Origin of the sequence: Micromonospora pisi (assembly GCF_003633685.1) — a bacterium.
GTDB lineage: Bacteria > Actinomycetota > Actinomycetes > Mycobacteriales > Micromonosporaceae > Micromonospora_G > Micromonospora_G pisi.
Map to the genome: position 1 here is coordinate 6,985,016 of NZ_RBKT01000001.1, position 26,193 is coordinate 7,011,208.

27 protein-coding genes and 1 riboswitch are annotated in these 26,193 nt (G+C 72.2%); of the genes, 21 read left to right on the forward strand and 6 right to left on the reverse strand.

The annotated features are described in order from the left end of the window. Position 1: 1 nt before the first annotated feature. Both fmt and BDK92_RS30215 read left to right on the forward strand, forming a co-directional pair. Entirely contained in the window at positions 2 to 946 is a 945-nt protein-coding gene (fmt, locus tag BDK92_RS30210; protein ID WP_121162720.1) for a methionyl-tRNA formyltransferase, read from the forward strand. Then, entirely contained in the window at positions 943 to 2,493 is a 1,551-nt protein-coding gene (locus BDK92_RS30215) for an RsmB/NOP family class I SAM-dependent RNA methyltransferase (protein WP_121159820.1), read from the forward strand. Before fmt ends, BDK92_RS30215 begins: the two co-directional genes overlap by 4 nt. 129 nt (positions 2,494 to 2,622) lie before the next feature. On the opposite strand, the gene BDK92_RS30220 is transcribed toward BDK92_RS30215, so the two are convergent. Then, positions 2,623 to 3,516 carry a septum formation family protein gene (locus BDK92_RS30220; RefSeq protein ID WP_121159821.1) on the reverse strand — a complete coding sequence of 298 codons (894 nt, stop codon included), beginning with the start codon at positions 3,514 to 3,516 and terminating at the stop codon, positions 2,623 to 2,625. Between the two features lie 265 nt (positions 3,517 to 3,781). Between BDK92_RS30220 and BDK92_RS30225 the strand changes: the two genes are divergently transcribed. Continuing rightward, entirely contained in the window at positions 3,782 to 4,789 is a 1,008-nt protein-coding gene (locus tag BDK92_RS30225; RefSeq protein WP_246017324.1) for an NAD-dependent epimerase/dehydratase family protein, read from the forward strand. 138 nt (positions 4,790 to 4,927) lie between these two features. Here BDK92_RS30225 and BDK92_RS30230 read toward each other — a convergent pair whose 3' ends face one another. Together BDK92_RS30230 and BDK92_RS30235 are read right to left on the reverse strand one after the other, a co-directional pair. Further along, positions 4,928 to 5,800, reverse strand: a complete 873-nt coding sequence (locus BDK92_RS30230) for an isocitrate lyase/PEP mutase family protein (RefSeq protein WP_121159822.1) — start codon at positions 5,798 to 5,800, stop codon at positions 4,928 to 4,930. Next, the gene (locus tag BDK92_RS30235; RefSeq protein ID WP_121159823.1) at positions 5,797 to 6,837 is read right to left on the reverse strand and encodes a cytochrome P450 family protein; all 1,041 of its coding nucleotides are present in this window, start codon (positions 6,835 to 6,837) and stop codon (positions 5,797 to 5,799) included. The genes BDK92_RS30230 and BDK92_RS30235 overlap by 4 nt, the downstream gene beginning before the upstream one ends. Positions 6,838 to 6,993: 156 nt before the next feature. Between BDK92_RS30235 and rpe the strand changes: the two genes are divergently transcribed. The 6 genes from rpe to ribH all read left to right on the forward strand — a co-directional run bounded on the left by rpe (position 6,994) and on the right by ribH (position 12,614). Further along, entirely contained in the window at positions 6,994 to 7,674 is a 681-nt protein-coding gene (gene rpe / locus BDK92_RS30240) for a ribulose-phosphate 3-epimerase (protein WP_121159824.1), read from the forward strand. Further along, on the forward strand, positions 7,671 to 8,633 hold the full coding sequence (locus BDK92_RS30245; protein ID WP_121159825.1) for a GGDEF domain-containing response regulator: 963 nt from the start codon (positions 7,671 to 7,673) through the stop codon (positions 8,631 to 8,633). Before rpe ends, BDK92_RS30245 begins: the two co-directional genes overlap by 4 nt. 162 nt (positions 8,634 to 8,795) lie before the next feature. Continuing rightward, positions 8,796 to 8,973: riboswitch (FMN riboswitch) on the forward strand. Between the two features lie 169 nt (positions 8,974 to 9,142). Beyond that, complete coding sequence (gene ribD / locus BDK92_RS30250; protein ID WP_121159826.1) at positions 9,143 to 10,204, forward strand: bifunctional diaminohydroxyphosphoribosylaminopyrimidine deaminase/5-amino-6-(5-phosphoribosylamino)uracil reductase RibD; 1,062 nt, start codon at positions 9,143 to 9,145, stop codon at positions 10,202 to 10,204. A 3-nt stretch (positions 10,205 to 10,207) separates the two neighbouring features. Then, positions 10,208 to 10,813, forward strand: coding sequence for a riboflavin synthase (locus BDK92_RS30255; RefSeq protein WP_121159827.1), 606 nt, complete (start codon positions 10,208 to 10,210; stop codon positions 10,811 to 10,813). Further along, positions 10,810 to 12,111 carry a bifunctional 3,4-dihydroxy-2-butanone-4-phosphate synthase/GTP cyclohydrolase II gene (locus BDK92_RS30260; RefSeq protein WP_121159828.1) on the forward strand — a complete coding sequence of 434 codons (1,302 nt, stop codon included), beginning with the start codon at positions 10,810 to 10,812 and terminating at the stop codon, positions 12,109 to 12,111. Before BDK92_RS30255 ends, BDK92_RS30260 begins: the two co-directional genes overlap by 4 nt. 2 nt (positions 12,112 to 12,113) lie before the next feature. Continuing rightward, the gene (ribH, locus tag BDK92_RS30265) at positions 12,114 to 12,614 is read left to right on the forward strand and encodes a 6,7-dimethyl-8-ribityllumazine synthase (RefSeq protein WP_121159829.1); all 501 of its coding nucleotides are present in this window, start codon (positions 12,114 to 12,116) and stop codon (positions 12,612 to 12,614) included. 27 nt (positions 12,615 to 12,641) lie between these two features. Here the strand turns inward: ribH and BDK92_RS30270 are convergent, their stop codons facing one another. From BDK92_RS30270 to BDK92_RS30280, 3 genes are read right to left on the reverse strand one after another with little or no spacing between them, the layout of a single operon-like run. Then, entirely contained in the window at positions 12,642 to 13,439 is a 798-nt protein-coding gene (locus BDK92_RS30270; RefSeq protein WP_121159830.1) for an amino acid ABC transporter ATP-binding protein, read from the reverse strand. 3 nt (positions 13,440 to 13,442) lie between these two features. Then, entirely contained in the window at positions 13,443 to 14,294 is an 852-nt protein-coding gene (locus tag BDK92_RS30275; protein ID WP_246017325.1) for an amino acid ABC transporter permease, read from the reverse strand. Further along, entirely contained in the window at positions 14,291 to 15,145 is an 855-nt protein-coding gene (locus BDK92_RS30280) for an ABC transporter substrate-binding protein (RefSeq protein ID WP_121162722.1), read from the reverse strand. The genes BDK92_RS30275 and BDK92_RS30280 overlap by 4 nt, the downstream gene beginning before the upstream one ends. Positions 15,146 to 15,310: 165 nt before the next feature. Between BDK92_RS30280 and BDK92_RS30285 the strand changes: the two genes are divergently transcribed. The 12 genes from BDK92_RS30285 (at position 15,311) to argC (ending at position 26,145) form a co-directional block, all read left to right on the forward strand. Then, a complete protein-coding gene (locus tag BDK92_RS30285) occupies positions 15,311 to 15,874 on the forward strand; it encodes a SigE family RNA polymerase sigma factor (RefSeq protein WP_211349416.1) in 564 nt (187 codons plus the stop codon). After that, positions 15,871 to 16,833: a GerMN domain-containing protein gene (locus BDK92_RS30290; RefSeq protein WP_121159832.1), complete on the forward strand. Its 963-nt coding sequence runs from the start codon at positions 15,871 to 15,873 to the stop codon at positions 16,831 to 16,833. The genes BDK92_RS30285 and BDK92_RS30290 overlap by 4 nt, the downstream gene beginning before the upstream one ends. A gap of 71 nt (positions 16,834 to 16,904) precedes the next feature. Further along, complete coding sequence (locus BDK92_RS30295; protein ID WP_121159833.1) at positions 16,905 to 17,168, forward strand: phosphoribosyl-ATP diphosphatase; 264 nt, start codon at positions 16,905 to 16,907, stop codon at positions 17,166 to 17,168. 63 nt (positions 17,169 to 17,231) lie between these two features. Beyond that, on the forward strand, positions 17,232 to 18,080 hold the full coding sequence (gene hisG / locus BDK92_RS30300) for an ATP phosphoribosyltransferase (protein WP_121159834.1): 849 nt from the start codon (positions 17,232 to 17,234) through the stop codon (positions 18,078 to 18,080). Between the two features lie 95 nt (positions 18,081 to 18,175). Continuing rightward, positions 18,176 to 18,589, forward strand: coding sequence for a PH domain-containing protein (locus tag BDK92_RS30305; protein WP_425462326.1), 414 nt, complete (start codon positions 18,176 to 18,178; stop codon positions 18,587 to 18,589). A gap of 335 nt (positions 18,590 to 18,924) precedes the next feature. Beyond that, the gene (gene infC / locus BDK92_RS30310) at positions 18,925 to 19,539 is read left to right on the forward strand and encodes a translation initiation factor IF-3 (RefSeq protein WP_121159836.1); all 615 of its coding nucleotides are present in this window, start codon (positions 18,925 to 18,927) and stop codon (positions 19,537 to 19,539) included. A gap of 19 nt (positions 19,540 to 19,558) precedes the next feature. After that, positions 19,559 to 19,753 carry a 50S ribosomal protein L35 gene (gene rpmI / locus BDK92_RS30315; RefSeq protein WP_121159837.1) on the forward strand — a complete coding sequence of 65 codons (195 nt, stop codon included), beginning with the start codon at positions 19,559 to 19,561 and terminating at the stop codon, positions 19,751 to 19,753. 34 nt (positions 19,754 to 19,787) lie between these two features. Continuing rightward, positions 19,788 to 20,180, forward strand: a complete 393-nt coding sequence (gene rplT, locus BDK92_RS30320) for a 50S ribosomal protein L20 (protein ID WP_121159838.1) — start codon at positions 19,788 to 19,790, stop codon at positions 20,178 to 20,180. 29 nt (positions 20,181 to 20,209) lie between these two features. Further along, positions 20,210 to 21,088: a TrmH family RNA methyltransferase gene (locus BDK92_RS30325; protein ID WP_121159839.1), complete on the forward strand. Its 879-nt coding sequence runs from the start codon at positions 20,210 to 20,212 to the stop codon at positions 21,086 to 21,088. 171 nt (positions 21,089 to 21,259) lie between these two features. Continuing rightward, the gene (locus BDK92_RS30330; RefSeq protein ID WP_121162724.1) at positions 21,260 to 22,321 is read left to right on the forward strand and encodes a phenylalanine--tRNA ligase subunit alpha; all 1,062 of its coding nucleotides are present in this window, start codon (positions 21,260 to 21,262) and stop codon (positions 22,319 to 22,321) included. A gap of 40 nt (positions 22,322 to 22,361) precedes the next feature. Beyond that, positions 22,362 to 24,884 (forward strand): phenylalanine--tRNA ligase subunit beta, encoded by a 2,523-nt coding sequence (pheT, locus tag BDK92_RS30335; protein ID WP_121159840.1) that lies wholly within the window; start codon positions 22,362 to 22,364, stop codon positions 24,882 to 24,884. Between the two features lie 253 nt (positions 24,885 to 25,137). Continuing rightward, entirely contained in the window at positions 25,138 to 26,145 is a 1,008-nt protein-coding gene (gene argC / locus BDK92_RS30340; protein WP_121159841.1) for an N-acetyl-gamma-glutamyl-phosphate reductase, read from the forward strand. Positions 26,146 to 26,193 lie beyond the last annotated feature (48 nt).

Here is a 26,193-nt window from a genome sequence, read left to right on the forward strand (position 1 = left end):
GGTGCGTCTGGTCTTCGCCGGTACGCCGGCCGTCGCGCTGCCCGCCCTCGACGCCGTCGCCGCCTCCCGGCACGAACTGCTCGCCGTGGTGACCCGTCCCGACGCCCCCGCCGGTCGTGGCCGGGGCCTGGTCCGGTCGCCGGTCGGCGCCTGGGCCGACGAGCGGGGCATCGAGGTGTTGACCCCGGCCCGCCCCCGTGAGCCCGAGTTCCTCGACCGGCTCCGTGAGCTGGCCCCGGACTGCGTGCCGGTGGTCGCCTACGGTGCGCTGGTGCCGCCGGTGGCACTGGAGATCCCCACCCACGGCTGGGTCAACCTGCACTTCTCGCTCCTGCCCGCCTGGCGGGGCGCCGCTCCGGTCCAGCACGCGGTGCTGCACGGCGACGAGCTGACCGGCGCGAGCGTCTTCCAGCTCGAAGCCGGGCTCGACACCGGCCCGGTCTTCGGCACCGTGACCGACGAGATCCGTCCCACCGACACCTCCGGTGACCTGCTGACCCGGCTCGCCGCCGCCGGTGCCGGGCTGCTCGTGGCGGTCCTCGACGCGATCGAGGAAGGCACCGCGCGGGCCGAGCCGCAGCCGGCCGACGGCGTGTCGCTGGCCCCCAAGCTGACCGTCGACGACGGCCAGGTCCGCTGGACCGAGCCGGGTTTCGCGGTCGACCGGCGGATCCGCGCCGCCACCCCGGCGCCCGGCGCCTGGACCACCTTCCGCGGCGACCGGATCAAACTCGGCCCGGTCCGCCCGATCGCCAACCCACCCGAACTCACACCAGGGGAGCTTCTCGTCGAACGGAACCAGGTACTGGCCGGCACCGCCACCACCGCTGTAGCGCTGGGCGAGGTGCGGGCGGCAGGCAAGAAGCCGATGTCCGCCGCGGACTGGGCGCGCGGCGTCCGGGTCGCACCGGGTGAGAGCTTCCAGCCCGCCGAGGTGACCGCATGAGCGCCCCGCTGGAGAACCGCGACCGGACCGAGCGCCCGGACGAGAACGGCCCCGACCGTTCCGCTGGCGATCGGGCGGCCCGCCCGGACGAGCGCGGCCGGAACCGTACCGACGACCGGGGGCGGGACACCCGGCCGGGCCGGGACCGGTTCGCCGGCCCCGCACGTGGCCGACCCGCCCAGCCACCGGCCGACCTCGCCCGCCAGGCGGCGTACGAGGCGGTGGCGGCGGTGCACCGCGACGACGCGTACGCCAACCTGGTGCTGCCGGGCCTCCTGCGGGACATGCGGCTGCACGGCCGCGACGCCGCCTTCGCCACCGAACTGACCTACGGCACCCTGCGGGTCCGGGGCACCCTGGACGCGATCCTCGCCGCGGCGGCGGGGCGCGACGTGGCGCGGATCGACCCGCAGCCGCGTGACGCGTTGCGGATCGGCGCCTACCAGCTGCTCTACACCCGGGTGCCGGCGCACGCCGCGGTCTCCGCAACGGTCGACCTGGTCCGTTCGGTGGCGCCCGGGGCGACCGGGTTCACCAACGCGGTCATGCGGGAGATCTCCGGCAAGGACCTCGACACCTGGGTCACCGAGCTGGCCCCGTCGTACGAGTCCGACCCGGTCGGGCACCTGGCGGTCGCGTACAGCCACCCGGAGTGGATCGTCCGGTCCTTCGCCGAGTCCCTCGGCGGCGATCTGGCCGAGACCCGCCGGCTGCTGATCGAGGACAACGAGCGTCCGCCGGTGCACCTCTGCGCCCGGCCCGGCCGCGCCGATCCGGTCGAGCTGGCCGAAGCGGTGGGCGGGGCGCCCGGCGCCTTCTCGCCGTACGCGGTCTACCTCGGCGGCGGCGCCCCGGGCGACCTGCCCGCGGTGACCGAGGGCCGGGCACACGTGCAGGACGAGGGTTCGCAGCTCGTCGCGACGGCGCTCGCCGCGGCCCCGGTCGAGGGGACCGACAGCCGGTGGCTGGACCTTTGCGCCGGCCCCGGCGGCAAGGCGGGCCTGCTCGGCTCCCTGGCCGCACAGCGGGGCGCGACCCTGACCGCGGTGGAGGTGGCCGAGCACCGCGCCCGGCTGGTCTCGCAGGCGGTCCGTGGCCTGCCGGTCACCGTGCTCACCATGGACGGGCGGACCGCCGGCAACGATCCCGACCTGCCGGCGGGTGGCTTCGACCGGGTTCTGGTCGACGCGCCCTGCACCGGGCTCGGCTCGTTGCGGCGGCGTCCGGAGTCACGTTGGCGTCGCCAGCCCTCCGACCTGCCACCGCTGACCCGGCTCCAGCGGGAACTGCTCACCGCCGCGCTGCGGGCGGTCCGCCCCGGCGGGGTGGTGGCCTACGTGACCTGCTCGCCGCATGTGGTGGAGACGCACGTGACGGTCACCGAGGCGGCCCGGCGCTCCGGCGTACCGGTCGATTTTGTCGACGCCCGGCCGCTGCTGCCGGCGGGCATGCCCGGCCTCGGCGACGGTCCGACCGTGCAGCTCTGGCCGCACCGGCACGGCACCGACGCGATGTTCCTGGCGGTACTGCGCCGCAGCGGCGAGTAGCCGCCCTCGGTCCGTCAGCGGCTGTCGCACCAGTGGGGTGTCACGCGGGTCGTCCGACCGGCGTGACACCCCACTTCGTGGCTTTGTCGGCAGGGCCGGCCCGTTCCGGGACGACCCTGCCGACCCCGGTCAGTTGATCGGCAGCCCGCCGGACCCGGCACCCCTGAGGGAACGGGTCACCTGGCGCTTGTCGAGCCAGAGGAAACAGTGCACCCCACGGTTGCCGGCGTCCCACTCCGCCTCGCCGGGGTAGTAGGTGATCCAGCCGCTGCGGTACTTCATGTCACCGTTGTTGGGCACCTTGGCGAAGCTGGCGATCGCCGCGAGACAGCCCCGCTCGATCCGGCCCTTGTCCTTGAGGAGCGCGTCGTACGAGACGTCTGGTCCGTTCCAGATCCCGGCGAACTCGGTGTTGTGCTTCGCGGTGCAGTTCACCGGTTGCATCTCGAGGATTTCGCCGTCGGCATCGAGCTTCGGGTTGAAGCAGCCGTACGCCAGCGCGGAGGCCCCGCTCATCGCGCCCTTGAGGCTGCCGGTACGGGCCACCACGTCGCGGTTGTCCAGGCCGTCGATCTCGCCGACGTCGCACCGGAACCAGCGGGCGCCACCGGACCACGCGTAGTTCGATGGCGGGATCAGGCTCAGGGTCAGCCGACCGGCCCGCCAGTCGCCGCCGACCACCTCGTTGACCTTCGTGTCGCACTCCGCCCGCGCCGTCCGCCAGGCGGGCGAGCCGTCCGGCGGCGGGGTCGCCCGGTCCGCCTCGGCGCCGGTGAAGGTGCCCACGTACAGGGTCTCGGCGTCGTGTTGCTCGGCGCACTCGACCGGCTGGTAGGAGCTCAGGAAGCCGACCTCCACGAACCGGGGGTGGCAGGCACCGACCGCCGGAACCACGGCGACCGGCTCACCGATCGCCGCCCAGTCGTCGGTCAGGTTGCCGTCCACGCCCGCTGGCAGCGCGCAGCCACCCAGCGTCAGCGCCGTCAACCCACCGAGTGCCACCGCAGCCAGCCACCGTCGCATGTGCTCGTCCTCCCCGGGGACCCGACGGCCAGCTTCCCCGCCCGGCCGGGCGGGGTGGGCCATCGGCCGAGCAGCATACCGGTACCGGGCCAGCACGGTTCCAGTTGCGTCAGCATCGGGGCGTGCCCGGGTCGGCCGCCCGTCCGGGTAGCACCGCCACCCGCCGGTCCACATGCGTCGGTCGACCAACGGTGCCGGATATCCACCGATCGGTGCGGTCCGGGCCGGAACGGGTGTCCCCGGCAGGAGCTGGATCGTCGTACGATTGCTGGACCTCTCACGTCTCTGCCTCGCAGCGGCGGAATCTGGCCAGATCGGACCCCACGTGCACGTACTGGTCACCGGTGGGCTCGGCTTCCTCGGGCACGCGGTCAGTCTCCACCTGCTCGCGTCGGGACACCGGGTGACCGTGTTGAGCCGGCGTAGGTCCACCGAGCGGCTCGCTCCCGGAGCCGAACTGGTCACCGGGGATCTGCGGGACCGGGCACGACTGGCCCGGCTGGTCGGCGAGGGCGGATTCGACGGCGTGTGCCATCTGGCCGCGCTGACCAGCGCCGGGGACTCGCTCACCGACCCGCTCACCTATTTCGACGTCAACGCCGTGGGCACGTTCAACCTGCTCAAGGCGTTCGAGCAGGCCAGTGAGGAACGGCCGGGAATCTCCTTCGTGTTCGCCTCGACCAACATCGTGTACGGGTCGCGGCCCGAGGGGGCGCTCACCGAGGACCTCGACACGCACCCGGAGAGCCCGTACGCCACCTCCAAGGTTGCCGCGGAGCAGCTTGTCGCCGCGCAGGCCTCGATCGGGGCGATCGGTGCCACGACCCTGCGTCTGTTCAACCTCGCCGGCGCGGCCGGTGGGGTGGGCGACCTCGACCCGGGTCGGATCGTCCCGAACGTTTTCCGGGCGATGACCGGTCAACTGCCGCACGTGACCCTCAACGGGGGCGGGGCGGCGGTCCGTGACTTCGTGCACGTGATGGACGCGGCGGAGGCGTTCCGGCTGGCAGTGGAACGCACCCGGCCCGGCGAGCACCGGCTGCTCAACATCGGCAGCGGGCACGGGACCAGCATGCTGGAGGTGGTCACCACCGCCCAGCAGGTCACCGGTCGGACCGTCGACGTACGCCGGCTGCCGCCCAAACCCGAGCCGTTCCGGCTGACCGCGGACATCAACCTGGCCCGGGTGATGCTCGACTGGGAGCCCCGCCGGTCGGCGTTGGCGGAGATCCTCACCGACGCCTGGGCGGCGTGGCCGGTGCCCGGTCGTTGACCGCTGTCGTTGACCGCTGTCGTTGACCGCTGTCGTTGACCGCTGTCGTTGACCGCTGTCGTTGACCGCTGTCGTTGACCGCTGTCGCTGTCGCTGTCGCTGTCGTTGACCGCTGTCGCTGAGTTGGTCGGCGCCGGGTCAGCGCGGTGCCCGGCGGCCCGCCTCCCGGACCAGCCGTTGCAGCCCGTGATAGTCCACGGCCTGACCGGGTGGTGGTGTGCTGCGGTGCGCGGCGTCCGCGACGGCCAGGGCGGCACCTAGGGCACTGCGGTAGAGGGCCGACCCGGTGCTGACCCGGGCCACCCCGGCGGTCCCGCAGGCGCCGAGGTCGAGGCCGGGCTGCCAGAGGATGTTCAGCGGCAGGTCCACCGCCTTGGCCACGGTCGCGATCTCGGCGGGTTCGGTCAGGCCGGGCACGAACACGCCACTGGCTCCGGCGTCCCGGTACGTGGCGAGCCGCCGGACGGTCTCCCGGACCCGGTCCCGCCCCCGCCCATCTCCGGTTAGGAAGGGCCCCTTCACATCCCTATGCGTTAACAAGGGGCCCTTCCTTCCGACGGGGAGCCAGTAGGTGTCGGTACGGGCGTTGACGAAGAGCGTCGGCGCGGCGGCGGTGACCGCACCGATGATGGCGGCGTGCTGCTCCGGTGATCGGAGTCGTCCGTCCGCCCGGCCGTCCTCGAGGTTGATCCCGGCGACGCCGATCTCGGCGAGTTCGGCGGCGAGCGTGGCGACCAGGGCCGGATCGTCGCCGTACCCGCCTTCGAGGTCGACGGTGAGCGGTACCGGTAGCCGGGGGACGAGGTGTCCGGCGAGGGCGACGGTGAGTTCGGCGCCGGCTCCGGCGCCGTCGGGTAGGCCGACGGAGGCGGTCACGCCGAGGCTGGTGGTGCCGACGGCGGGGAAGCCCGCCTCGGCCAGCAGCAGCGCGGAGGCGACGTCCCATGCGTTCGGCAGGAGGAACGGGGAGCCGCGTCGGTGCAGTGCGGCGAAGTCCGAGGTGTGGGTCATCGCCGCTCCATCAGCAGTCGCGTCGGCAGCCGCAGGTTCGGCCGGGGCTCGTAGCCCATTCGTTGTCCCGGCACCGGCCGCAGGCCCCTGGCCAGGGTCGCGCTGAGGAAGCCGCCGGCCACCGCGCGGGCCTGCGTCGCTCCCGGGCAGGCGTGCGGACCGGCGCCGAAGGTGGCGGGTGGAGCGGGCGGTCCGGTCTCGGCGGCGGCGAGCAGCACCCACACCGTCGCGCCCGGGGGTACGCCGACGCCACCGAGCGCGACCGGGTCGGCCGCGTGTCTGCGGGTGCACTGCACCGGCGGCTCCTCGCGGAGCGTCCGTTCGACCAGCCGACCGATTCCGGTGGGGGCGGTGCCGTCCGCGGGGGTGGCCGCGAGCAGTGCGGAGCCGATGAGTGCGGCGGTCGCGTCACGTGCCTGGAACAGTATTCCGGCGACGGCCGCGACCCGCTCGAAGTCTCCCGCTCCCACTGGTGTGAGCAGCGTGGTCAGTTCGTCGGCGACGGCATCCGGGTCGTCCGGGGTGGGTGGCGGCGCCAACGTCGGGGCGAGCGCGTCGCAGAGCCGCCCGACCAGGGTGACGGTCCGGTCGCGGTCGATGGGGGCGACCCCCAGCGCCGTGGCCAGTACGGCGACCGGCACCGTCCGGGCCAGCGGCATGACGTCGAACGGGGCGCGCCGCCCGTCCAGTAGCGGCCCGGTCTGTTCCTCGGCCGCGCGACGCAGCTCGTCCGGGTTCGGCAGCAGTTCCTCGACTAGCGCGCGACGGCGGGTGTGCGCGGCGCCGTCGGAGAAGCGTGCCATCCGCGCCTGTAGCGCTCCGGCGGCGCCGGTGCTCACGGCGGTGGGCGGCACCCGTAACGCCGGCGAGTTCAACGCGGCGGTGACATCCTCGGGCCGGGCGACCACCCAGCCGTCCGGGTGCCGGTGTGCGGGGCGGGCGCGTAACGCCGCGTACCGCTCGGCGGGGTGGGGGCAGGCGGCGATCTCGGGCAGTGGCGGTGGGACGCGGCGCGGCGGTGGTACGGCTTCGGGCACGACGTGGACGCTAGGTGCCGGACGCTTCGGTCGGCGCCGAACAGCGGCCGGCCGTACGCGCGAGCCGGCAGCCGCGTGGCGGTCGGCGCGGGCCGGTTGTGGGACGGGTCCGGTGGCCCGTGTCGTACGCGTGGCGCACGTTCGTAGACTGGCCCGGTGACCGCACCGACGCCGATCATCGCGCCCAGCATTCTCGCCGCCGACTTCGCGCATCTCGCCGACGAGGCCCGGGTGGTCGAGTCGTCGGCGGACTGGCTGCACGTCGATGTGATGGACAACCATTTCGTGCCGAATCTGACCATCGGGCTGCCGGTGGTGCAGAGCCTGCTCGCGGTCACCACGCTGCCGTTCGACGTGCATCTGATGATCGAGGATCCGAGGCGGTGGGCTCCGGCCTACGCCGACGCCGGGGCGTACAACGTGACCTTCCACGCGGAGGCGTGTGACAACCCGGTCGCGCTCGCCAAGGAGCTCCGTTCGGCTGGCGCGAAGGCGGGGCTGGCGATCGACCGGGACACTCCGATCGAGCCGTACCTGGAGCTGCTGCCGAGTTTCGACACCCTGCTGATCATGACGATCAAGGCCGGGTTCGGTGGGCAGCGGTTCATTCCCGAGCTGTTGGACAAGGTGCGGGCGGCTCGCCGGCATGCCGCCAGCGGTCATCTGGAGCTGCGGATCGAGGTCGACGGCGGGATCGCCGCGGACACCATCGAGCAGGCCGCCGCGGCGGGGGCTGACGCCTTCGTGGCCGGCACCGCCGTCTACGGCGCGGCCGATCCGGCGGCGGCGATCGGGCATCTGCGGGGGCTGGCCGAGCGCGCCGTGCCGCGGCCGTGACCGTCGAGCCGGCCGAGGAGCCGAAGGACCTCATCCTGGTCGTCGACGACGACGAGGATATTGCCCGTTTTGTCGAGTTCAACCTTCGGTTGCACGGTTTCGACGTACGGCACGCCCGGGACGGCCAGGAAGCCCTGGACATGATCGAGGCGCAGCGGCCCGACCTGGCCGTGGTCGACCTGATGATGCCCCGGATCGACGGCCTCGAACTCACCCGCCGGCTGCGCGCCAACCCGCTGACCTCCGCCCTGCCGGTGATCATGTTGACCGCCAAGGGCATGACCGTGGACAAGGTGCACGGCCTCACCGCGGGGGCGGACGACTATCTGGTCAAGCCCTTCGACACCGCCGAACTCATCGCCCGGGTCAGCTCCACCCTGCGCCGGAACAAGGAGTTCCGGGAGGTCTCCCCGCTGACCGGGCTCCCCGGCAACAGCCGGGTCCGGCGGGAGATCACCGACCGGGTCCGCAGCGGCGTCGACTACGCGGTCGGCTACGTCGACATCGACCGGTTCAAGAGCGTCAACGACCGGTACGGCTTCAGCCGGGGTGACGAGTTCATCAGCGCCCTGGCCCGCAGCCTGCACCGGGCGGTGGTCTCGGTCGGGCTGCCGCCCGCGTTCCTCGGCCACATCGGCGGCGACGACTTCGTCATCGTCTGCACCCCCGACCAGGTACGTCCGCTCACCGAACGCGCGGTGGTCGACTTCGAGAAGGCCGCCGACGAACTGTACGACCCCTCCGACGCCGGGCGCGGCTACGTCGAACTGCGCGACCGGCGGGGGAACGTGCAACGGGCCGCCCTGGTCACGCTCTCCATCGGGGTCTCCCTGTCGGTGCCGGAACGGCGGTTCACCGACCCGCTCGAGGTCATCGCCGCCGCCTCGGAGATGAAGAGTCTGGCCAAGCACCAACCCGGTTCGTACGTGGCGGTCGACCGACGCCGGGTGGAGAGCTGACGGCACCGGGCGGCGACCTGACGGCACCGGGCGGAAAGTTGAGCCGGCCGCCCGGATATTCCCGCCCGATTGGGCGCCCTGCGGAAAGATCGACGTTGTGAGGTAGGTCGCGTCGATGGCGATCGAGGCGGTAAAGCGTGTAAGACTCACGACGTACCCACCACGCGCTGGCGGGACTCGGTGAAATTCCGAACCGGCGGTGATCCGCGGCCTCGGCCACGGTAAGCCCGCGACCCGGACGACCCTGTGTCGGACGGTGGACCTGGTGAGAACCCAGGGCCGACGGTTGAGCGCGGGCTTCCCGCCCGCACTCAGACAGTCCGGATGGGAGACAGCGCGCGGGACGGACGGGTCTCGAACTGCGCCCTTCGGCGTCCAGCTTCGTCGACCCCGCCCGGGTCGGCTCTGCCGTCCCCGGGTTTCTCCGCCACCGCCTGCTCCGGTTCGTGCCGGAATGTCTCCCACTCGTCGCGCGTTTGACCGACGGGCGAGGAGAGTAGGACACGGACATGGTGAGCGTCTCCACCGATGCGGCGATGCGTCGGGCGATCGAGCTGGCCGCGCGCGGCCTGGGCAGCACCAGCCCCAATCCGGTGGTTGGCTGCGTCCTGCTCGACGTCAACGGCGAGTTGGTCGGGGAGGGGTTCCACGCCTACGCGGGCGGGCCGCACGCCGAAATGGTCGCGCTGGCCCAGGCCGGTGAACGCGCCCGGGGCGGCACCGCCGTGGTCACCCTGGAGCCCTGCGACCACACCGGCCGTACCGGCCCCTGCACCGGAGCGTTGATCCAGGCCGGAGTGGCCCGGGTGGTGATCGGCGTGCCGGATCCGAACCTGGTCGCCTCGGGTGGCGCGGCCACCCTGCGGGCCGCCGGGGTCGAGGTCGAGATCGGGGTACGCGCCGCCGAGGTGGAGGCGGGCAACATCGCCTGGCTGACCGCCGTACGACGGGGCCGCCCCTATGTCATCTGGAAGTTCGCCTCCACCATCGACGGCCGCTCCGCCGCTGCCGACGGCACCAGCATGTGGATCACCTCCGAGGCCGCCCGGATGGACGTACACGCACTGCGCGGCACGGTCGACGCGGTGCTCGTCGGGATCGGCACGGTCCTCGCCGACGACCCGCGCCTGACCGCCCGGAACCTGCGCGACGGCAGTCTCGCCATCCGGCAGCCGTTGCGGGTGGTGGTGGACAGCGAGGGTCGTACCCCGGCGGATGCCCGCGTGCGCGACGGCGCCGCCCGCACCTGGGTGGTGACCACCGCGGAGGTCGGCGCCACCAAGGAGGACCGGGTCGACCTGGACGCCCTGATGACCGGGCTCTACCAGCGGGGCGTGCGGGCCGCGTTGCTGGAGGGCGGACCGACCCTCGCCGGCGCGTTCCTCGCCGCCGGCCTGGTCGACAAGGTCGTCGGTTACGTCGCGCCCAAGCTGCTCGGCGCCGGCCCGGCGGCCCTCGCCGACGCCGGACCACGCACCATCTCCGAGGTCATCGACCTCGAGTTCGTCGATATCACGCAGGTCGGCCCCGACCTGCGGATCACCGCGCTGCCCCGAAAGAGGGAGGGCTGAGACATGTTCACCGGCATTGTCGAGGAACTGGGCGAGGTCGTACGGCTGACCGACACGGGGGCGGACTCCGCCCTGGTCGCGGTCCGCGGCCCGGTGGTTACCTCGGACGCCCGACACGGCGACTCGATCGCGGTCAACGGCGTCTGCCTGACCGTGGTCGACGTCGACGGTGACGTCTTCACCGCCGACGTGATGGGGGAGACCCTGCGACGCTCCGCCCTCGGCGGGCTGCTGCCCGGGGACCCGGTCAACCTGGAACGGGCGGCGACGCTGAGCACCCGGCTCGGCGGGCACCTCGTCCAGGGACACGTCGACGGGGTCGGCGAGATCATCGGCCGCGAGCCGGCCGAACAGTGGGAGACGGTCCGGTTCTCGCTGCCGGCCGCGATCGCGCGCTACGCGGTCGAGAAGGGCTCCATCACCGTCGACGGAGTGTCCCTGACCATCGCGGAGATCGGTGACGACACGTTCGCCGTCGGCCTGATCCCGACCACGCTCAAGCTCACCACGCTCGGGCACAAGAAGCTCGGCGACCCGGTCAACCTCGAAGTGGACGTGGTCGCCAAGTACGTCGAGCGGCTACTCGGCACCGGAAAGGCCACGTCATGAGCGAGTCCGTCCTGGAAGACTCCGCACTGCGCGAGTCCGACCTCGTCGAACCGGCCCTCGCCGCCCCGCCCGGGTTCGACCCGGTAGAGGTGGCGATCGCCGAGATCGCAGCCGGTCGACCGGTGGTCGTCGTCGACGACGCCGACCGGGAGAACGAGGGCGACCTGATCTTCGCGGCCGAGTTGGCGACCCCGGAACTGCTCGCCTTCATGGTCCGCTACACCTCGGGCTACATCTGCGCGCCGATCACCGAGGAAGAGGCCGACCGGCTCGAACTGCCGCCGATGTACCACACCAACCAGGACCGCCGGGGCACCGCGTACACGGTGACGGTGGACGCCCGCGAAGGCGTCAGCACCGGCATCTCGGCCGCCGACCGGGCGCACACCATCCGACTGCTCGCCAACCCGTCCACCAGCCCCACCGACCTGGCCCGGCCGGGACACGTGGTGCCGCTACGGGCGCGGGCCGGCGGCGTGCTGCGCCGGGCCGGACACACCGAGGCCGCGATCGACCTGGCCCGGCTCGCCGGGCTCAACCCGGCCGGTGTGCTCTGCGAACTGGTGAACGACGACGGCACCATGATGCGTCTGCCGGACCTGGAGAAGTTCAGCGCCGAACACGGGCTGACCCTGGTCAGCATCGCCGACCTGATCGCGTACCGGCGGCGGACCGAGAAGCAGGTGGAGCTGGCCGCCGAGGCGAAGCTCCCCACCCCGTACGGGCAGTTCCGGGCGCTCGGCTACACGGTCGAGAACGACTCGGCGGAGCACGTCGCGCTCGTCTACGGCGAGCTCGGTGACGGGCAGGACGTGCTGGTCCGGGTGCACTCCGAGTGCCTCACCGGCGACGTCTTCGGTTCGTTGCGCTGCGACTGCGGGCCGCAGTTGCAGGCCGCCCTGGCACGGGTGGCGCAGGAGGGGCGCGGCGTGGTGCTCTACGTACGCGGACACGAGGGTCGGGGCATCGGCCTGGTGCACAAGTTGCAGGCGTACCAGCTCCAGGACCAGGGGCGGGACACCGTCGACGCGAACCTGGAACTGGGCCTGCCGGCCGACGCCCGGGACTACGGCACCGGCGCGCAGATCCTCTACGACCTGGGCGTACGGTCCATGCGCCTGCTCACCAACAACCCGGCCAAGCGGGCCGGGCTGGAAGGCTACGGGCTGACCATCACCGGGCGGGAGAGTCTGCCGGTGCGAGCCACCCCGGAGAACGTCCGCTACCTGCGGACCAAGCGGGACCGGATGGGCCACCTGCTGGGTGAGCTCGACGGGATCACGGAAGGATCGGCGTAACGATGGCTGGTTTCGGGGAACCGGGAGCGACCGCGGTGGACGCGGCGGGGCTGACCGTGGGCGTGGTCGCGGCCCGCTGGCATGGCGAGCTGACCGACCACATGGTCGAGCGGGCGGTCGCCGCCGCCGAGGCGTCCGGGGTACGTGAGGTACGGGTGGCCCGGGTCTCCGGCTCGGTGGAACTGCCGGTCGTCGCCCAGGCACTGGCCCGCGAGTACGACGTCGTGGTGGCCCTCGGGGTGGTGGTCCGGGGCAGCACCGCCCACTTCGACTACGTCTGCCAGTCGGTGACCGAGGGGCTGACCCGGGTCGCGTTGGACGCCGGCAAGCCGGTCGGCCAGGGCGTGCTCACGGTCAACACGATCGAGCAGGCCCGGGACCGGGCCGGCCTGCCCGGGTCGGCCGAGGACAAGGGGTGGGCGGCCACCATCGCCGCCCTCGACGCCGCCCTGGCGATCCGGGACCTGAAGCCGCGTTCCGGCCAGTTGGGCTTCGGCGGCTGAGTGACCGTACGGATCGGGGCCGGCCGGTCAGAGCCGGCCGGCCTCGATGATCCGTCGGAGGAACTGGCGGGTACGCGGCTCGGTCGGCTCGCCCAGCACCCGCTCCGGTGGTCCCTGCTCGATCACCCGCCCGCCGTCGAGGAAGCAGATCCGGTCGGCGACCTCCCGGGCGAAGCCCATCTCGTGGGTGGCCAGCACCATCGTCATCCCGTCCGCCTTGAGGTCGCGGATCAGGCTCAGTACCTCGCCCACCAGTTCCGGGTCGAGCGCCGAGGTGACCTCGTCGAGCAGCATCAGCCGGGGTGAGTTGACCAGTGCCCGGACGATCGCGACGCGCTGCTGCTGGCCGCCGGAGAGCCGGTCGGGGTAGGCCTGGGCATGCTCGGCCAGACCGACCCGGTCGAGCAGTTCGCGGGCCTGTGCCTCCGCCTCGGCCCGGTCGCGCCGGTGCACCCGTAGTGGCGCCAGGGTGATGTTCTCCAGCACCCGCAGGTGTGGGAACAGGTTGTACGACTGGAACACGATGCCGATCCGGCGACGTACCAGGTCGGGGTCGATCCGGGGGTCGGTGATGTGCTCGCCGTCCAGGTGGATCGTCCCGTCGTCGATCTCCTCCAGCAGGTTGAGGCAGCGCAGCAGGGTCGACTTGCCGGAGCCGGAGGCGCCGATCAACGCCACCACCTCGTGTTCGGCCACGTCCAGGTCGAGCCCGTCGAGCACCGGCCGGCCGGCGAACGACTTGCGCAGGCCCCGGCAGGCGAGCAGGCCGGGGCCCGGATCGGGGGTCGGCTCCGGGCGCTGGGCGCTCTGATCGGTGAGGGTCATCGCTCAGCCACCCGCCTGGCGGCGGGCGGCGCGCAGCGTCACCCAGTCGGTCACCGCGATCAACGGGATGGCGAGCAGCACGAACAACACCCCGGCGACGATGTACGGCGTGTAGTTGAAGTGCTGGGCGGTCTGGATCTGGGCGGCCCGTACCGCGTCGATCGGTCCGGCCAGGGAGACGAGCCCGACGTCCTTCTGTAGGGCCACCACGTCGTTGAGCAGCGGCGGGGCGACCCGGCGTGCGGCCTGGGGGAGTACCACGTGGCGCATGGTCTGCCGGTGGGTCAGCCCGAGTGAGCGGCCGGCGGCGAACTGGCTCGGGTGCACCGACTCGATTCCGGCCCGGAACACCTCGGCCAGGTAACCGCTGTACGTGATCACCAGCGCGCAGCCGCCGAGTACCAGTACCGGTGGCATGCCCTGTAGCCGCAAGCCCGGCACGCCGAGGGTGAAGACGTAGAGCACGATGATCAGCGGCAGCCCCCGGAAGACGTACGTGTAGCCGGTGGCCAGGGCCCGGACCGGGAAGAAGACCGGCCCTCGCAGGGTGCGCAGCAGCGCCACCACCAGGCCGAGGGCGAGCGCCCCGAGTGCGCAGAAGAAGAGCAGTCGGACGTTGAGCCAGAGTCCGGTGAGCACGTCGGGCAGGGCCGCCCGGGCGATCTCCAGGTCGAGAAAGGACTGCCGGACCCGATCCCAACCGGGCGACCCGGTCACCGCCACCACCAGCAGGGTGCCGAGCAGCCCCGTGGAGGCGGCGGCGACCAGCACCGAGCGGACAGTCTGCCGGCGACGGTGGGCGGCCCGCTCGCGGGCGATCGCGGAGGGGGCGGGGGCGGGGGCGAGCAGGCTCACGTGAGTTCGGGCGCGCCCGCCGCCTGGGCGAGCCACTTCTTCTCCAGCTCGCCGAGTGTCCCGGCCTCGCGTAGCTGGGTGACCGCCGCGCCGACGCACCCGGTCAGCCGCGAGTCCTTGTCCAGCACCAGCCCGAACGTCTCCGGTACGCCGACCTGCGGCACCTGGCCGACGATGGTGGCGTCGGTCAGTTCGGCGCCGGTGATGTAGAACGCGGTCGGCAGGTCCACCACCAGCCCGTCGATCTGTCCGTTCTGGAGCGCCTTCTTGGCGTCGTCGTTGGTGTTGAACACCTGCGGCTGCGGTCCCGGTTTGATCACGTCGGTGATCGCCTGGTAGCTGGTGGTGCCGACCTGGGCGCCGAGCTTGGCGCCCGACAGGTCGGCCAGCGTCGTCTTGCCGGCGATCTTCGAGGACTTCAGCGCGATCACGGTCTGCCGGACCAGGTAGTACGGGGCGGAGAAGTCGACCGCCTGCTTGCGTTCCTCGGTGATGGAGAACTGGTTGATGTCGAAGTCGAAGTCCTTCGGCCCCGGAGCGATCGCGTTCTCGAACTTCACCCGGTTCCAGACCACCTCGGTACGGGCGTAGCCGAGCCGCTCCGCGACCGCGTACGCGACCGCCGACTCGAAGCCCTCGCCGTTCTCCGGCTTGTTGTCGTTGAACCACGGCTCGTACGCCGGCTCGTCGGTGCCGATGGTGAGCTTCCCCGGGGTCTTGGTGGTGAGGGACGCCTTCTCGCAGGACGCCTGGGCGGGAGTCGACTCCACGTCCTGTGGGGCGCAGCCGGCGAGGGCGGCGAGGAGGGCGGTCGCGGCCCCGAGGGCGACCGGCACGGTACGGCGAGCCATGGCGGACAGCATAGGCGCAGCCACGTAGACGTCGATAGGAGTTTCCCATTACTTCAGTAGGGATTGCGGACCGTCCTGGCGGGACGCGGTCGACTTCTGGTCACACTCTGGCGTGGACCGGCCACCGGCGGTAAACCGGAACCAGGACCCGCGCGTCGTCCACAGGTGACCATCCACGCGCTGCCCGACGCGCTCGGCGGGAGGACCATGCCGTACCCGCGGGCACCGCAGTGGAGCGCGGACGAGGCGGTCACCCACCTCTTCGCCACCCACTACCGCCCCCTGGTCCGGCTCGCCGTACTGCTGCTGCGCGACCAGGGCGCGGCCGAGGAGGTCGTCCAGGACGCGTACGTGGCGCTGCACGGGCGCTGGCCCGGGTTGCGCGATGCCGACCGGGCCCTGGCGTACCTGCGGGTGACGGTGGTGAACCGGTGCCGTTCGGCGCTGCGTCACCGCCGGGTGGTGCAGGCACACCTGGCCACCGCCCGGCCCGCGCCGGACGCGCCGAGCGCCGAGGCCGGTGCGCTCGACCTGCTCCGCCACGACGCGGTACTGGCCGCGCTCCGGGCCCTGCCCACCCGGCAGCGGGAGGCGATCGTGCTGCGCTACTACGCCGACCTGTCGGAGGCGGAGACCGCCGAGGTGATGGGGCTGAGCCGGGGGGCGGTGAAGAGCCACACCTTCCGTGGCGTCGCCGCCCTGCGCCGGTCACTGGGTGCGTTGCGATGAACGAGGAGCTGCTGCGTCGGATGCTCGCCGAGGAGGCGGCCCGGGTCGAGGTGTCGCCGGTCGCGCTGGCCTCGATCCGCCGCCGCATCCGGCGGCGCTGGTGGCGCCGAATCCGGGTGGTCCCGATTGGTCGGGGCCTGGTGGGGGCCGCCGCTGTAGTGCTCACCTGCGTGGTCGGGGTGAGCACCTGCGGCCCGCTCGCCGGCCCCGGGAGTCCGGCCGGTCCGGTGACCGCCCCGGTCGCGGTCTATTACCAGGGCGGCGACCCGGAGCGCCGGCTCTACCGGGAGTTCCGGCAGCTCGCGGTCGGTGACGGCTCCTCCGCCGCCCGGGTCCGGGCGGCGGTCCGGGAGCTCCTCGCGCCCGACGGGGCCGACGACCCCGACTACGGCAGCGGCTGGCCGGCCGGGTCCGGGCTGCGCGGGGTGACCGTCGACACGGGCACCGCCACCGTCGACCTCTCCGGTGTCGCCGGCCGGTCGGGTGCCGTCTCCCACCCGGCCGACGACCGGGGCGCGGAGCAGACGGTCCAGCAGCTGGTCTGGACGGTCACCGCGGTGACCGGGATCACCGGGGTACGGGTGCTGCTCGACGGGGCACCGGTGGACCGGCTCTGGGAGCGGGTCGACGTACGGGGGGTGCTGCGCCGGGGACCGGCGGTGGACGTACTCGCCCCGGTCTGGTTGATCGACCCGCAGCAGGGGGACCGGGTCGGCGGCCGGTTCGAGGTGCATGTCGCCGCGCTCGCCGGTGAGCCCACCGTCCATCTCCGGGTGCGACAGGGGGACCGGACCGTGGCCGAGCAGGTGCTCGCCCTCTCCGCCGGCCCGTCCGCCCAGGGCGAGGCGGAGCTCGTCCTCACCCTCGCGCCGGGCGACTACACCCTGCGGGCGTACGTCGTCTCCGTGACCGACGGCGCCGAGCGGTTCGCCGACGACCACCGGGTGACGGTCGGCTGACCGGTCCACCAGGTGGCCGGGGACGACCCGGCGCGGGGGCCGGCAGCGGGTAGCTGCGAGAATCCGATTCCGTGAAGACGTTCGAAGAGCTGTTCGCCGAGCTGCAGGCCAAGGCCGCCGCCGGCACTCCGGGCTCGGCGACGGTGGCCGCCCTGGAACGCGGCGTGCACGCGATCGGCAAGAAGGTCGTCGAGGAGGCGGCCGAGTCGTGGATGGCCGCCGAGCACGAGGGCCCCGAGCGGGCCGCCGAGGAGATCTCCCAACTGCTCTACCAGGCCCAGGTGCTGATGCTCGCCACCGGCCTGGAGCTCAAGGACGTCTACCGACATCTCTGAGGTGCCACCCGCCCCCGATTCAACGGTCGAACCCTGATCCCGCCGATCGAAGGAGCACCTCAGATGCTGCGCATCGCCATCCCCAACAAGGGCACCCTCTCCGCCCCCGCCACCCAGATGCTGCGCGAGGCGGGCTACCGCCAGCGCACCGACCCGAAGGACCTGGTCTGCCGGGACGAGCCGAACGACGTCGAGTTCTTCTACCTCCGTCCCCGGGACATCGCCACGTACGTCGGCTCCGGTGACCTTGATCTCGGCATCACCGGCCGGGACCTGCTGATCGACGCCGGCAGTCCGGCCGAGGAGGTGCTCGATCTCAACTTCGGCGGCGCCACCTTCCGGTTCGCCGCCCCCCCGGAGACGATCACCTCACCGGACGAGATCGGCGGACGCCGGATCGCCACCGCGTACCCGGGGGTGGTGGAACGCCACCTGACCGAGCGGGGGCTGAAGGCGGACGTGGTCCGGCTCGACGGTGCGGTCGAGAACGCGGTCCGGCTCGGTGTGGCCGATGTGGTCGCCGACGTGGTGGAGACCGGCGCCACCCTGCGCCAGGCCGGCCTGGTGATCATCGGTGAGCCGATCCTGCGCTCGTCGGCGGTGCTGATCCGGCGGGTCGGCGCTCCGACGAACAACCAGAAGGCCGAGCAGTTGCTGCGCCGGCTGCACGGAGTCCTGGTCGCCCGCCGGTACGTGATGCTCGCCTACGACGTCCGGGCCGACCTGCTCGACCGGGCCACCGCGCTCACCCCGGGGATCGAGTCGCCGACCATCTCGCCGTTGCACCGGGAGGGCTGGGTGGCGGTCCAGGCCATGGTGCTGCGCAACGACGTACACCAGATCATGGACGAGCTCTACGATCTCGGCGCCCGGGCGATCCTGGTCACCGCTATCGACGCCTGCCGGCTCTGACGCCCCACGGAGAGGGTCGGTGCGGCCGGGGTGGCAAAATGACGGTCGTGACCGAATCCGACCTTGTACGGCTCCGTCCGCACCGTCTCCGGGTGATGTGCTGGATCCTGGCTCCGGCCCTGGTGGTGGTCTTCACCGCGCTCGGGTTGGCGCTGCACGGTTCGACCGGCCAGGGTGCGGCGACCTTCCAGCGCGGCGACTCGTTCGCCATGATCGGGCTGGGCGTGCTCGGTGCCGTGGTGGTCCTGCTCTTCACCCGGGTGAAGGTCGAGGCCGACGCGGACGGGATCCGGGTGCGCAACGTGATCGGTTCGTACAACCTCCCCTGGGAGGTGGTTCGGGCGGTGCGTTTCGACCGTGGCTCGCCCTGGGCGAGCCTGGAACTGCACGACGACGAACTGGTGCCGATGATCGCCCTGCAGGCGGTCGACAAGGATTCGGCGGTGGCCGGGGTACGGGCACTGCGCGCTCTGCGGGATCGCGCGCAGCCGCTGCCCGCCGCGAGCTGACCCCGGTCCGACCCGCCGAGGGTGCCCGTTTTCACGGCTTCCCACCTGACCTGCTAACCTTGTCAGGTCGACCATGCTGTCGTCTCTGATGACAGCGTCAAAGCGGAGCGCCTGCTCCCACCCGAGTCGCCCCAGTTGGTGGCCGGGTCCGGTCACCGGCCCGGATCCTGATCCGAGCCGGACGTGCGGCGTAGTGTCGCGCTGACCGGTCGAGCGGGCCCTGGCATGTGCCGGGGCCTTCTGCTTTCCGGGTCGGTTCCCACCCGGGAGCCGGCGAGGGGGTCGGCACCGAAGGAGAACCGACTCGAGGAGGCCCCATCAGCGTCGAACCACGCGTGAACGAACAGATCCGGGCACGTGAGGTCCGACTGGTCGGCCCTGAGGGTGAGCAGGTGGGCATCGTCCCGCTGGAGCGCGCTCTGCAGCTGGCCGCGGACGTCGACCTGGACCTGGTCGAGGTTGCGCCGATGGCGCGCCCGCCGGTGTGCAAGCTCATGGACTTCGGCAAGTTCAAGTACGAGAGCGCACTGAAGGCGCGCGAAGCGCGGCGTAACCAGCAGCAGACCGTCATCAAGGAGATGAAACTCCGGCCGAAGATCGACCCGCACGACTACGAGACCAAGAAGGGTCACGTGGTGCGGTTCCTCAAGGCGGGTGACAAGGTCAAGGTAACGATCATGTTCCGTGGTCGCGAGCAGAGTCGCCCGGAACTTGGCTACCGGCTCCTCCGCCGGCTCGAGTCGGAGATCTCGGAGCTGGGGTACGTCGAGGCCGCGCCGAAGCAGGACGGCCGAAACATGATCATGGTTCTTGCTCCGCACCGCGCCACCAAGGCCGCCGCCACGGCGGCCAAGGCCGGCGGCCCGCGTGAGCGAGAGGCCGGTGCCGACGCGATCGACGACGCAACGTCGGTCGAGGCGGCCGAACCCGCCGGCACCGTCGGCGAGTAACAGGGGAGAGACGCAACAAATGCCGAAGATGAAGAGCCACACCGGAATGGGCAAGCGGGTCAAGGTGACCGGCTCCGGCAAGATCGTCGCCCAGCAGGCTGGCCTGCGGCACAACCTGGAGAAGAAAGCCTCCAAGCACACCCGCCGGCTCACCGGCACGGTCGAGGTTGCCGCGGTCGACGCCAAGCGCATCAAGAAGCTGCTGGGCCGCTGACGCGCCCGCCACTTAACCCGAAGGAGTAGTTGAGATGGCACGCGTCAAGCGGGCTGTAAACGCCCAGAAGAAGCGTCGTACCCTGCTGGAGACCGCCAGTGGCTACCGCGGTCAGCGCTCCCGGCTGTACCGCAAGGCCAAGGAGCAGGTGCTGCACTCGATGCAGTACGCCTACCGGGACCGTCGCGACCGCAAGGGCGACTTCCGGCAGCTCTGGATCACCCGGATCAACGCGGGCGCCCGGGCCAACGGGATGACCTACAACCGCCTGATCCAGGGGCTCAAGCTCGCTGGTGTGGAGGTCGACCGCAAGATCCTGGCCGACATGGCCGTCAACGACGCGGTGGCCTTCGCCGCCATCGTCGAGGTGGCCCGTGCCGCTGTCGCGGCCGAGGGCACCGGCGGCGCGGCGGCTCAGGCCGCCTGACCAGGCAACAGATGATCGAGGCGCCCCGTATGCCGTCCGGACCGCAGGTGGGGCGCCTCGACCATGTCCGGGGCGCGGACCAGCAGGCGTTCACCCCCCGTACGCCCAGGGTGGTCGCCGCCCGCCGGCTGCAACGACGCCGGGACCGGGACAACACGGGCCGGTTCCTCGCCGAAGGGCCGCAGGCGGTCCGGGAGGCCCTGGACCGACCCGGTGTCGTGGTGGAACTCTTCGGCACCCCGGCCGCCCTGGACCGGTACGCCGAACTCACCGACGCCGCGTACGGCAGTGGGATCCCGGTCTCCCCGGTAACCGACGAGGGGCTCGCCGCGCTGACCGAGACGGTCGCCCCGCAGGGGCTCGTCGCCGTCTGCCACCAGTTCGACCGTCCGCTCGCACAGGCACTGGCACGGGCGCCCCGCCTGGTTGCCGTACTCGCCGAGATCCGGGACCCGGGCAACGCCGGTACGGTGCTGCGTACCGCCGACGCCGCCGGGGCGGGCGCGGTCATCTTCGCCGGTGACGCCGTCGACCCGTACAACGGCAAGTGCGTGCGGGCCTCGGCCGGCAGCCTCTTCCACGTCGACGTGGTCCGGGCCACCGCCCCCGCGGCCGTGGTCGCCGCCCTGCGCGAGGCGGGACTGACCGTGCTCGCCGCCTCCGGTTACGGCGAGACCGACCTGGACGACCTGGCGGACTCCGACGGACTGGCCAGGCCGACCGCCTGGTTGTTCGGTTCCGAGGCGCACGGCCTGCCCGCCGAGTTGGCCGACGCGGCCGACGCCCGGGTCCGGGTGCCGCTGCACGGCCGGGCCGAGAGCCTTAACCTGGCTGCTGCCGCCGCCGTCTGCCTGTACGCTTCGGCCAGAGCGTTGAGAACGAAGAAGTCAGGAGACCCCGCCGCATGAGTGCCAGGACGGACTCGTTTACCCAGCCCGCCGGTGTCGGCGGGCGGCAGGGCTGACCCTTTTCCGCTCTCCTCTCCCCACCGGTGGGCTGCGGCGGCGCCGCGCGTCCGTAAACTCTGATGGCCGCCGCGCCGAGGCTGGCCTTCCGCCGTGAGGGAGCACCCGTACGCCATGACCTACCGCAACGATCCCTACGACCCGAAACAGGTCGCCCTGCTCGACCAGCACGCCCTCGACGAAGCCGTCGCGGCGGCCCGGGCGGCGTTCGCCGCCGCCGCAGACCCGGACGCTCTCGCCGCGCTGCGCCCCGCGCACCTCGGTGACCGGGCACCGATCTCACTGGCCCGCCGGGAGATCGGCGCGCTGCCGCCGGCCGCCAAGTCCGATGCCGGCAAGCGGGTCAACGAGGCCCGACGGGCGGTCGAGGCCAGCTACGACGAGTGGCGGGCCGAGCTTCAGCGAGCCCAGGCCGAACGGGTGCTCGCCGAGGAGCGGGTCGACGTCACGCTCCCGTACGACCGGCGCCCGCGTGGCGCCCGGCACCCGTTGACCCTGCTGATGGAGCGGGTCGGTGACCTCTTCGTCGGGATGGGCTACGAGGTCGCCGAGGGACCGGAGCTGGAGTTGGAGTGGACCAACTTCGACGCGCTCAACATTCCGCCGGACCACCCGGCCCGTGGCCTGATGGACACGTTCCACGTGGACGTCCCGGGACTGGTGCTGCGTACGCACACCTCACCGGTGCAGGCCCGGACGATGCTGAGCCGCAAGCCCCCGATCTACGTGATCTGCCCGGGGCGGGTCTACCGCACCGACGAGTTGGACGCCACTCACAGCCCGGTCTTCCACCAGGTCGAGGGGCTGGTCGTGGACAAGGGCATCACGATGGCACACCTGCGGGGCACGCTCGACCACTTCGCCCGGTCGATGTTCGGGGCGGACGCGCGGACCCGTTGGCGCCCGCACTACTTCCCGTTCACCGAGCCGTCGGCGGAGTTCGACGTCTGGTTCCCGGAGCACCGTGGTGGCGCCCAGTGGGTCGAGTGGGGTGGCTGTGGCATGGTCAACCCCCGGGTACTGCGGGCCTGCGGGATCGACCCGGACGTCTACTCCGGCTTCGCCTTCGGCATGGGCATCGACCGTACGGTCATGGTCCGCAACGGGGTCAGCGAGATGCGGGACCTGTTCGAGGGCGACGTGCGGTTCACCCGCGCACTCGGTGTCGAGGCGTAGCGGCATGCGGAATCGAATTTCGGAAGCGGTGGTCTGAGTCATGCGAGTTGGTGTTTCCTGGCTGCGCGAGCACGTCGACCTCCCCGTCGACCTCGGCCCCGAGGAGCTGGAACAGGCGCTGGTGAACCTCGGCCTCGAGGTGGAGTCCATCGTGGACCTGCGGGCCACCGTCACCGGGTCGCTGGTGGTCGGCGAGGTACGCGAGATCGAGGAACTGACCGGCTTCAAGAAGCCGATCCGGTTCTGCCGGGTGGACGTCGGTGCCGCGAACGGCACCGGCGAACTACAGGAGATCGTCTGCGGCGCGACCAACTTCGCCCCCGGCGACCGGGTCGTGGTGATCCTGCCCGGCGGGGTGCTTCCCGGCGGCTTCGCGATCGGCGCCCGCAAGACGTACGGGCGCAACTCCCACGGCATGATCTGCTCGGTGCGCGAGCTGGGGCTCGGCGAGGACCACGCCGGCATCCTGGTCCTGCCGCCGGAGACGGTGGCCAAGCCCGGTGACGACGCACGGCCGGTGGTCGGGCTCGACGACGTGGTGGTCGAACTGGAGATCACCCCGGACCGGGGCTACGGCCTCTCGGTGCGTGGCATCGCCCGCGAACTCTCGCACGCCTTCCAGGTGCCGTTCCGCGACCCGGGTGTGGTGCCGGCCCCCGGCGCCACCGAGACCCCGGCGTACCCGGTCGAGGTCCGCGACCCGGTCGGCTGTGACCGGTTCGCCGCCCGGCTGGTGCGGGGGGTCGACCCGACCGCGCAGAGCCCGCAGTGGCTGCGGCAGCGGTTGACCGTCGCCGGTATCCGGACCATCTCGCTGCCGGTGGACATCACCAACTACGTGATGCTGGAACTCGGCCAGCCGATGCACGCCTTCGACGCCGACCGGTTGACCGGGGCGCTGGTGGTCCGCCGGGCGCTGGCCGGGGAGAAGCTGACCACCCTGGACGGCGTCGCCCGCGTGCTCGACGCCGAGGACATGGTGATCTGCGACGCCGGGCAGGCGAACCCGGCCGGTGGCGAAGGGGTGCCGATCTCGCTCGCCGCGGTGATGGGCGGCCAGACCAGCGAGGTGGTCGCCAGCACCACGGAGGTGCTCTTCGAGGCGGCGCACTGGGACCCGGTCATGGTCGGGCGCACCGCCCGCCGGCACAAGCTGTTCAGCGAGGCCGCCAAGCGGTGGGAGCGCGGGGTGGACCCTGGCCTGCCGTTGGTCGCGCTCGACCGGGCGGTGGAACTGCTCACCACGTACGGCGGCGGCTCGGCGGGGCCGGAGATTCTCGACTTCAACCAGGTCGCGCCGCCCGCCTCGATCGCGCTCGACCCGGAGCTGCCGACCCGCCGGATCGGGGTGACGTACCCGCCGGCGCGGGTGGTCGCACTGCTCGAGGAGGTCGGCTGCACCGTCGTCTCCGAGGCTGAGCTGCTGCGGGTCACCCCGCCGAGCTGGCGGCCCGACCTCACCGATCCGGCCGACCTGGTCGAGGAGGTCGCCCGGCTGGGCGGATACAACGAGATCCCGTCGGTGCTGCCGCTCGCGCCGCCCGGTCGTGGCCTCACCGCGGAGCAGCGGCGCCGCCGGGTGGTCGCCCGGACGTTGGCCGAGAACGGGTACGTAGAGGTGGTGTCGTTCCCGTTCGTGTCGCCGCAGTTCTTCGACCTGATCGGGCTGCCGGCCGACGACTCCCGTCGCCGGGCGGTCCGGCTGGCCAACCCGCTCTCCGACGAGGAGCCGTTGCTGCGTACCACGCTGCTCAGCTCCCTGCTCGGGGCGCTGCGACGCAACGTCGGACGGGGTCAGCGTGACCTGGCTCTCTACGAGATCGGTACGGTCTTCGAGCCGAAGCCCGGTGCCGGCAGCCCGCCGCCGATGGCGGTCGACCACCGGCCCAGCGACGCCGAGTTCGCCGCCGCCGACGCGGTCCTGCCGCACCAGCCCCGGCACGTGGCCGCGGTGCTCAGCGGTGAGATCGAGCGGACCGGTTGGTGGGGGTCCGGGCAACCGGCGGGGTGGGCCGACGCGGTGGAGGCGGCCCGGATCGTGATCGCCGCCGCCGGCATCCTGGACGGGCAGGTGACGGTGCGGGCGGCGCAACGCGCGCCGTGGCACCCGGGTCGCTGCGCCGAGCTGCTGGTGGACGGAACCGTGGTCGGTTATGCGGGCGAACTGCATCCGGCGGCCGTGGAGGCGCTGGAGCTGCCTCGGCGTACCAGTGCGATGGAGTTGGACCTGGACCTGCTGCCGGAGGCTCCGGTGCGTCCGGCGCCGCGGATCTCCGGGTTCCCGCCCGCGTTGATCGATGTCGCCCTGGTGGTGCCGGAGGAGGTCGCCGCCGCGGACGTACAGCGGGCGTTGGTCGACGGTGCGGGCGCCCTGCTGGAGTCGGTACGGCTCTTCGACGTCTACGCCTCGCCGCAGCTCGGTGCGGGGCGTAAGTCGCTGGCGTACAAGCTCACTTTCCGGGCGACGGATCGCACCCTGACCGTGGAGGAGGCGGTGGCGGCCCGGGACGGGGCGGTCGCCGAGGCGGCGTCGCGGCTGGGCGCCACCCTGCGCGGAGCCTAGGAACTGTCGCCCTGCGGGGTGGTGGAAGTAGCGCCGGGGCCGGTCGTCAGACCGGCCCCGGCGGCGTTTCCCGGCCGTCTCCTCGGTGCTGTCCGGGCTGTTCCGGTGCGGTTGGGCTGTTTTCGGTGGCGTCCTGGTCTGCTTCCGGCGCGCCAGCGCGCCACGACCATGAGTGATCATTCAGGGCGCCGTATGCTATTGCGGTCTCGGACCTGCCCTGATAGTTTGTCCGCATAGAAATGCGGAGGTGGGCATGGGTATCCGAGTGGCGGTCGCCGGAGCCAGTGGTTACGCGGGTGGCGAGCTGTTGCGCCTGATCGCCGGACATCCGGAGTTCGATCTGGTGAGTGCCACCGCGCACAGCCAGGCCGGCGCACCGGTGTCGGCTGTGCACCCGCACCTGGTCGGCCTCGACCTGACGCTCGGCCCGACCGAGGCAGCCACACTGGCCGACGCGGACCTGGTCTTCCTGGCCCTGCCGCACGGCCAGTCGGCGGCGCTCGCGGCGGCCCTACCGGAGACCGTCAAGGTGGTCGATCTCGGCGCCGACCACCGGCTGCGCGACGGCGCCGCCTGGCACCGCTACTACGGCGGCAGCCACGCCGGCGCTTGGACCTACGGTCTGCCCGAACTCCCCGGCCAGCGGACGGCGATCGCCGCCGCGAACCGGGTTGCCGCCACCGGTTGCTACGCCGTCAGCACCATCCTTGCTCTCGCCCCGCTGATCGCGGCCGGAGCGGTCTCCACCCAGGACGTGGTGGTGGTCGCAGCCTCGGGCACCTCCGGTGCCGGCCGGGCCGCGAAGGTGAACCTGCTCGGCAGCGAGGTGATGGGCGACCTGACGCCGTACAAGGTCGGCGCCCACCAGCACGTGCCCGAGATCAAGCAGGCAACCGGCGCCACCAGCCTCTCCTTCACCCCGGTCCTGGCGCCGATGCCGCGCGGCATTCTCGCCACCGTCACCGCGCTGCCGCTCGGCGCCGGTGCGTCGGACCCCCGCTCGGTGCTCGCCGACGCCTACGCGGACTCCCCATTCGTACATGTCCTGCCCGAGGGGATCTTTCCGCACACCGCAGCCACCTACGGTTCCAACTCCTGCCACCTTCAGGCGACCGTGGACGTCGACTCGGGCCGCGTGATCGTGGTGAGCGCCATCGACAACCTCGGCAAGGGCGCCGCCGGTCAGGCAGTGCAGTGCGCCAACCTGATGCTCGGTCTGCCGGAGACCACCGGTGTGCCGGTCCACGGGGTGGCGCCGTGACCGGAACAAGCATCCGTCCCGGCGGCCTCGCGCCGCAGCTGACTCAGG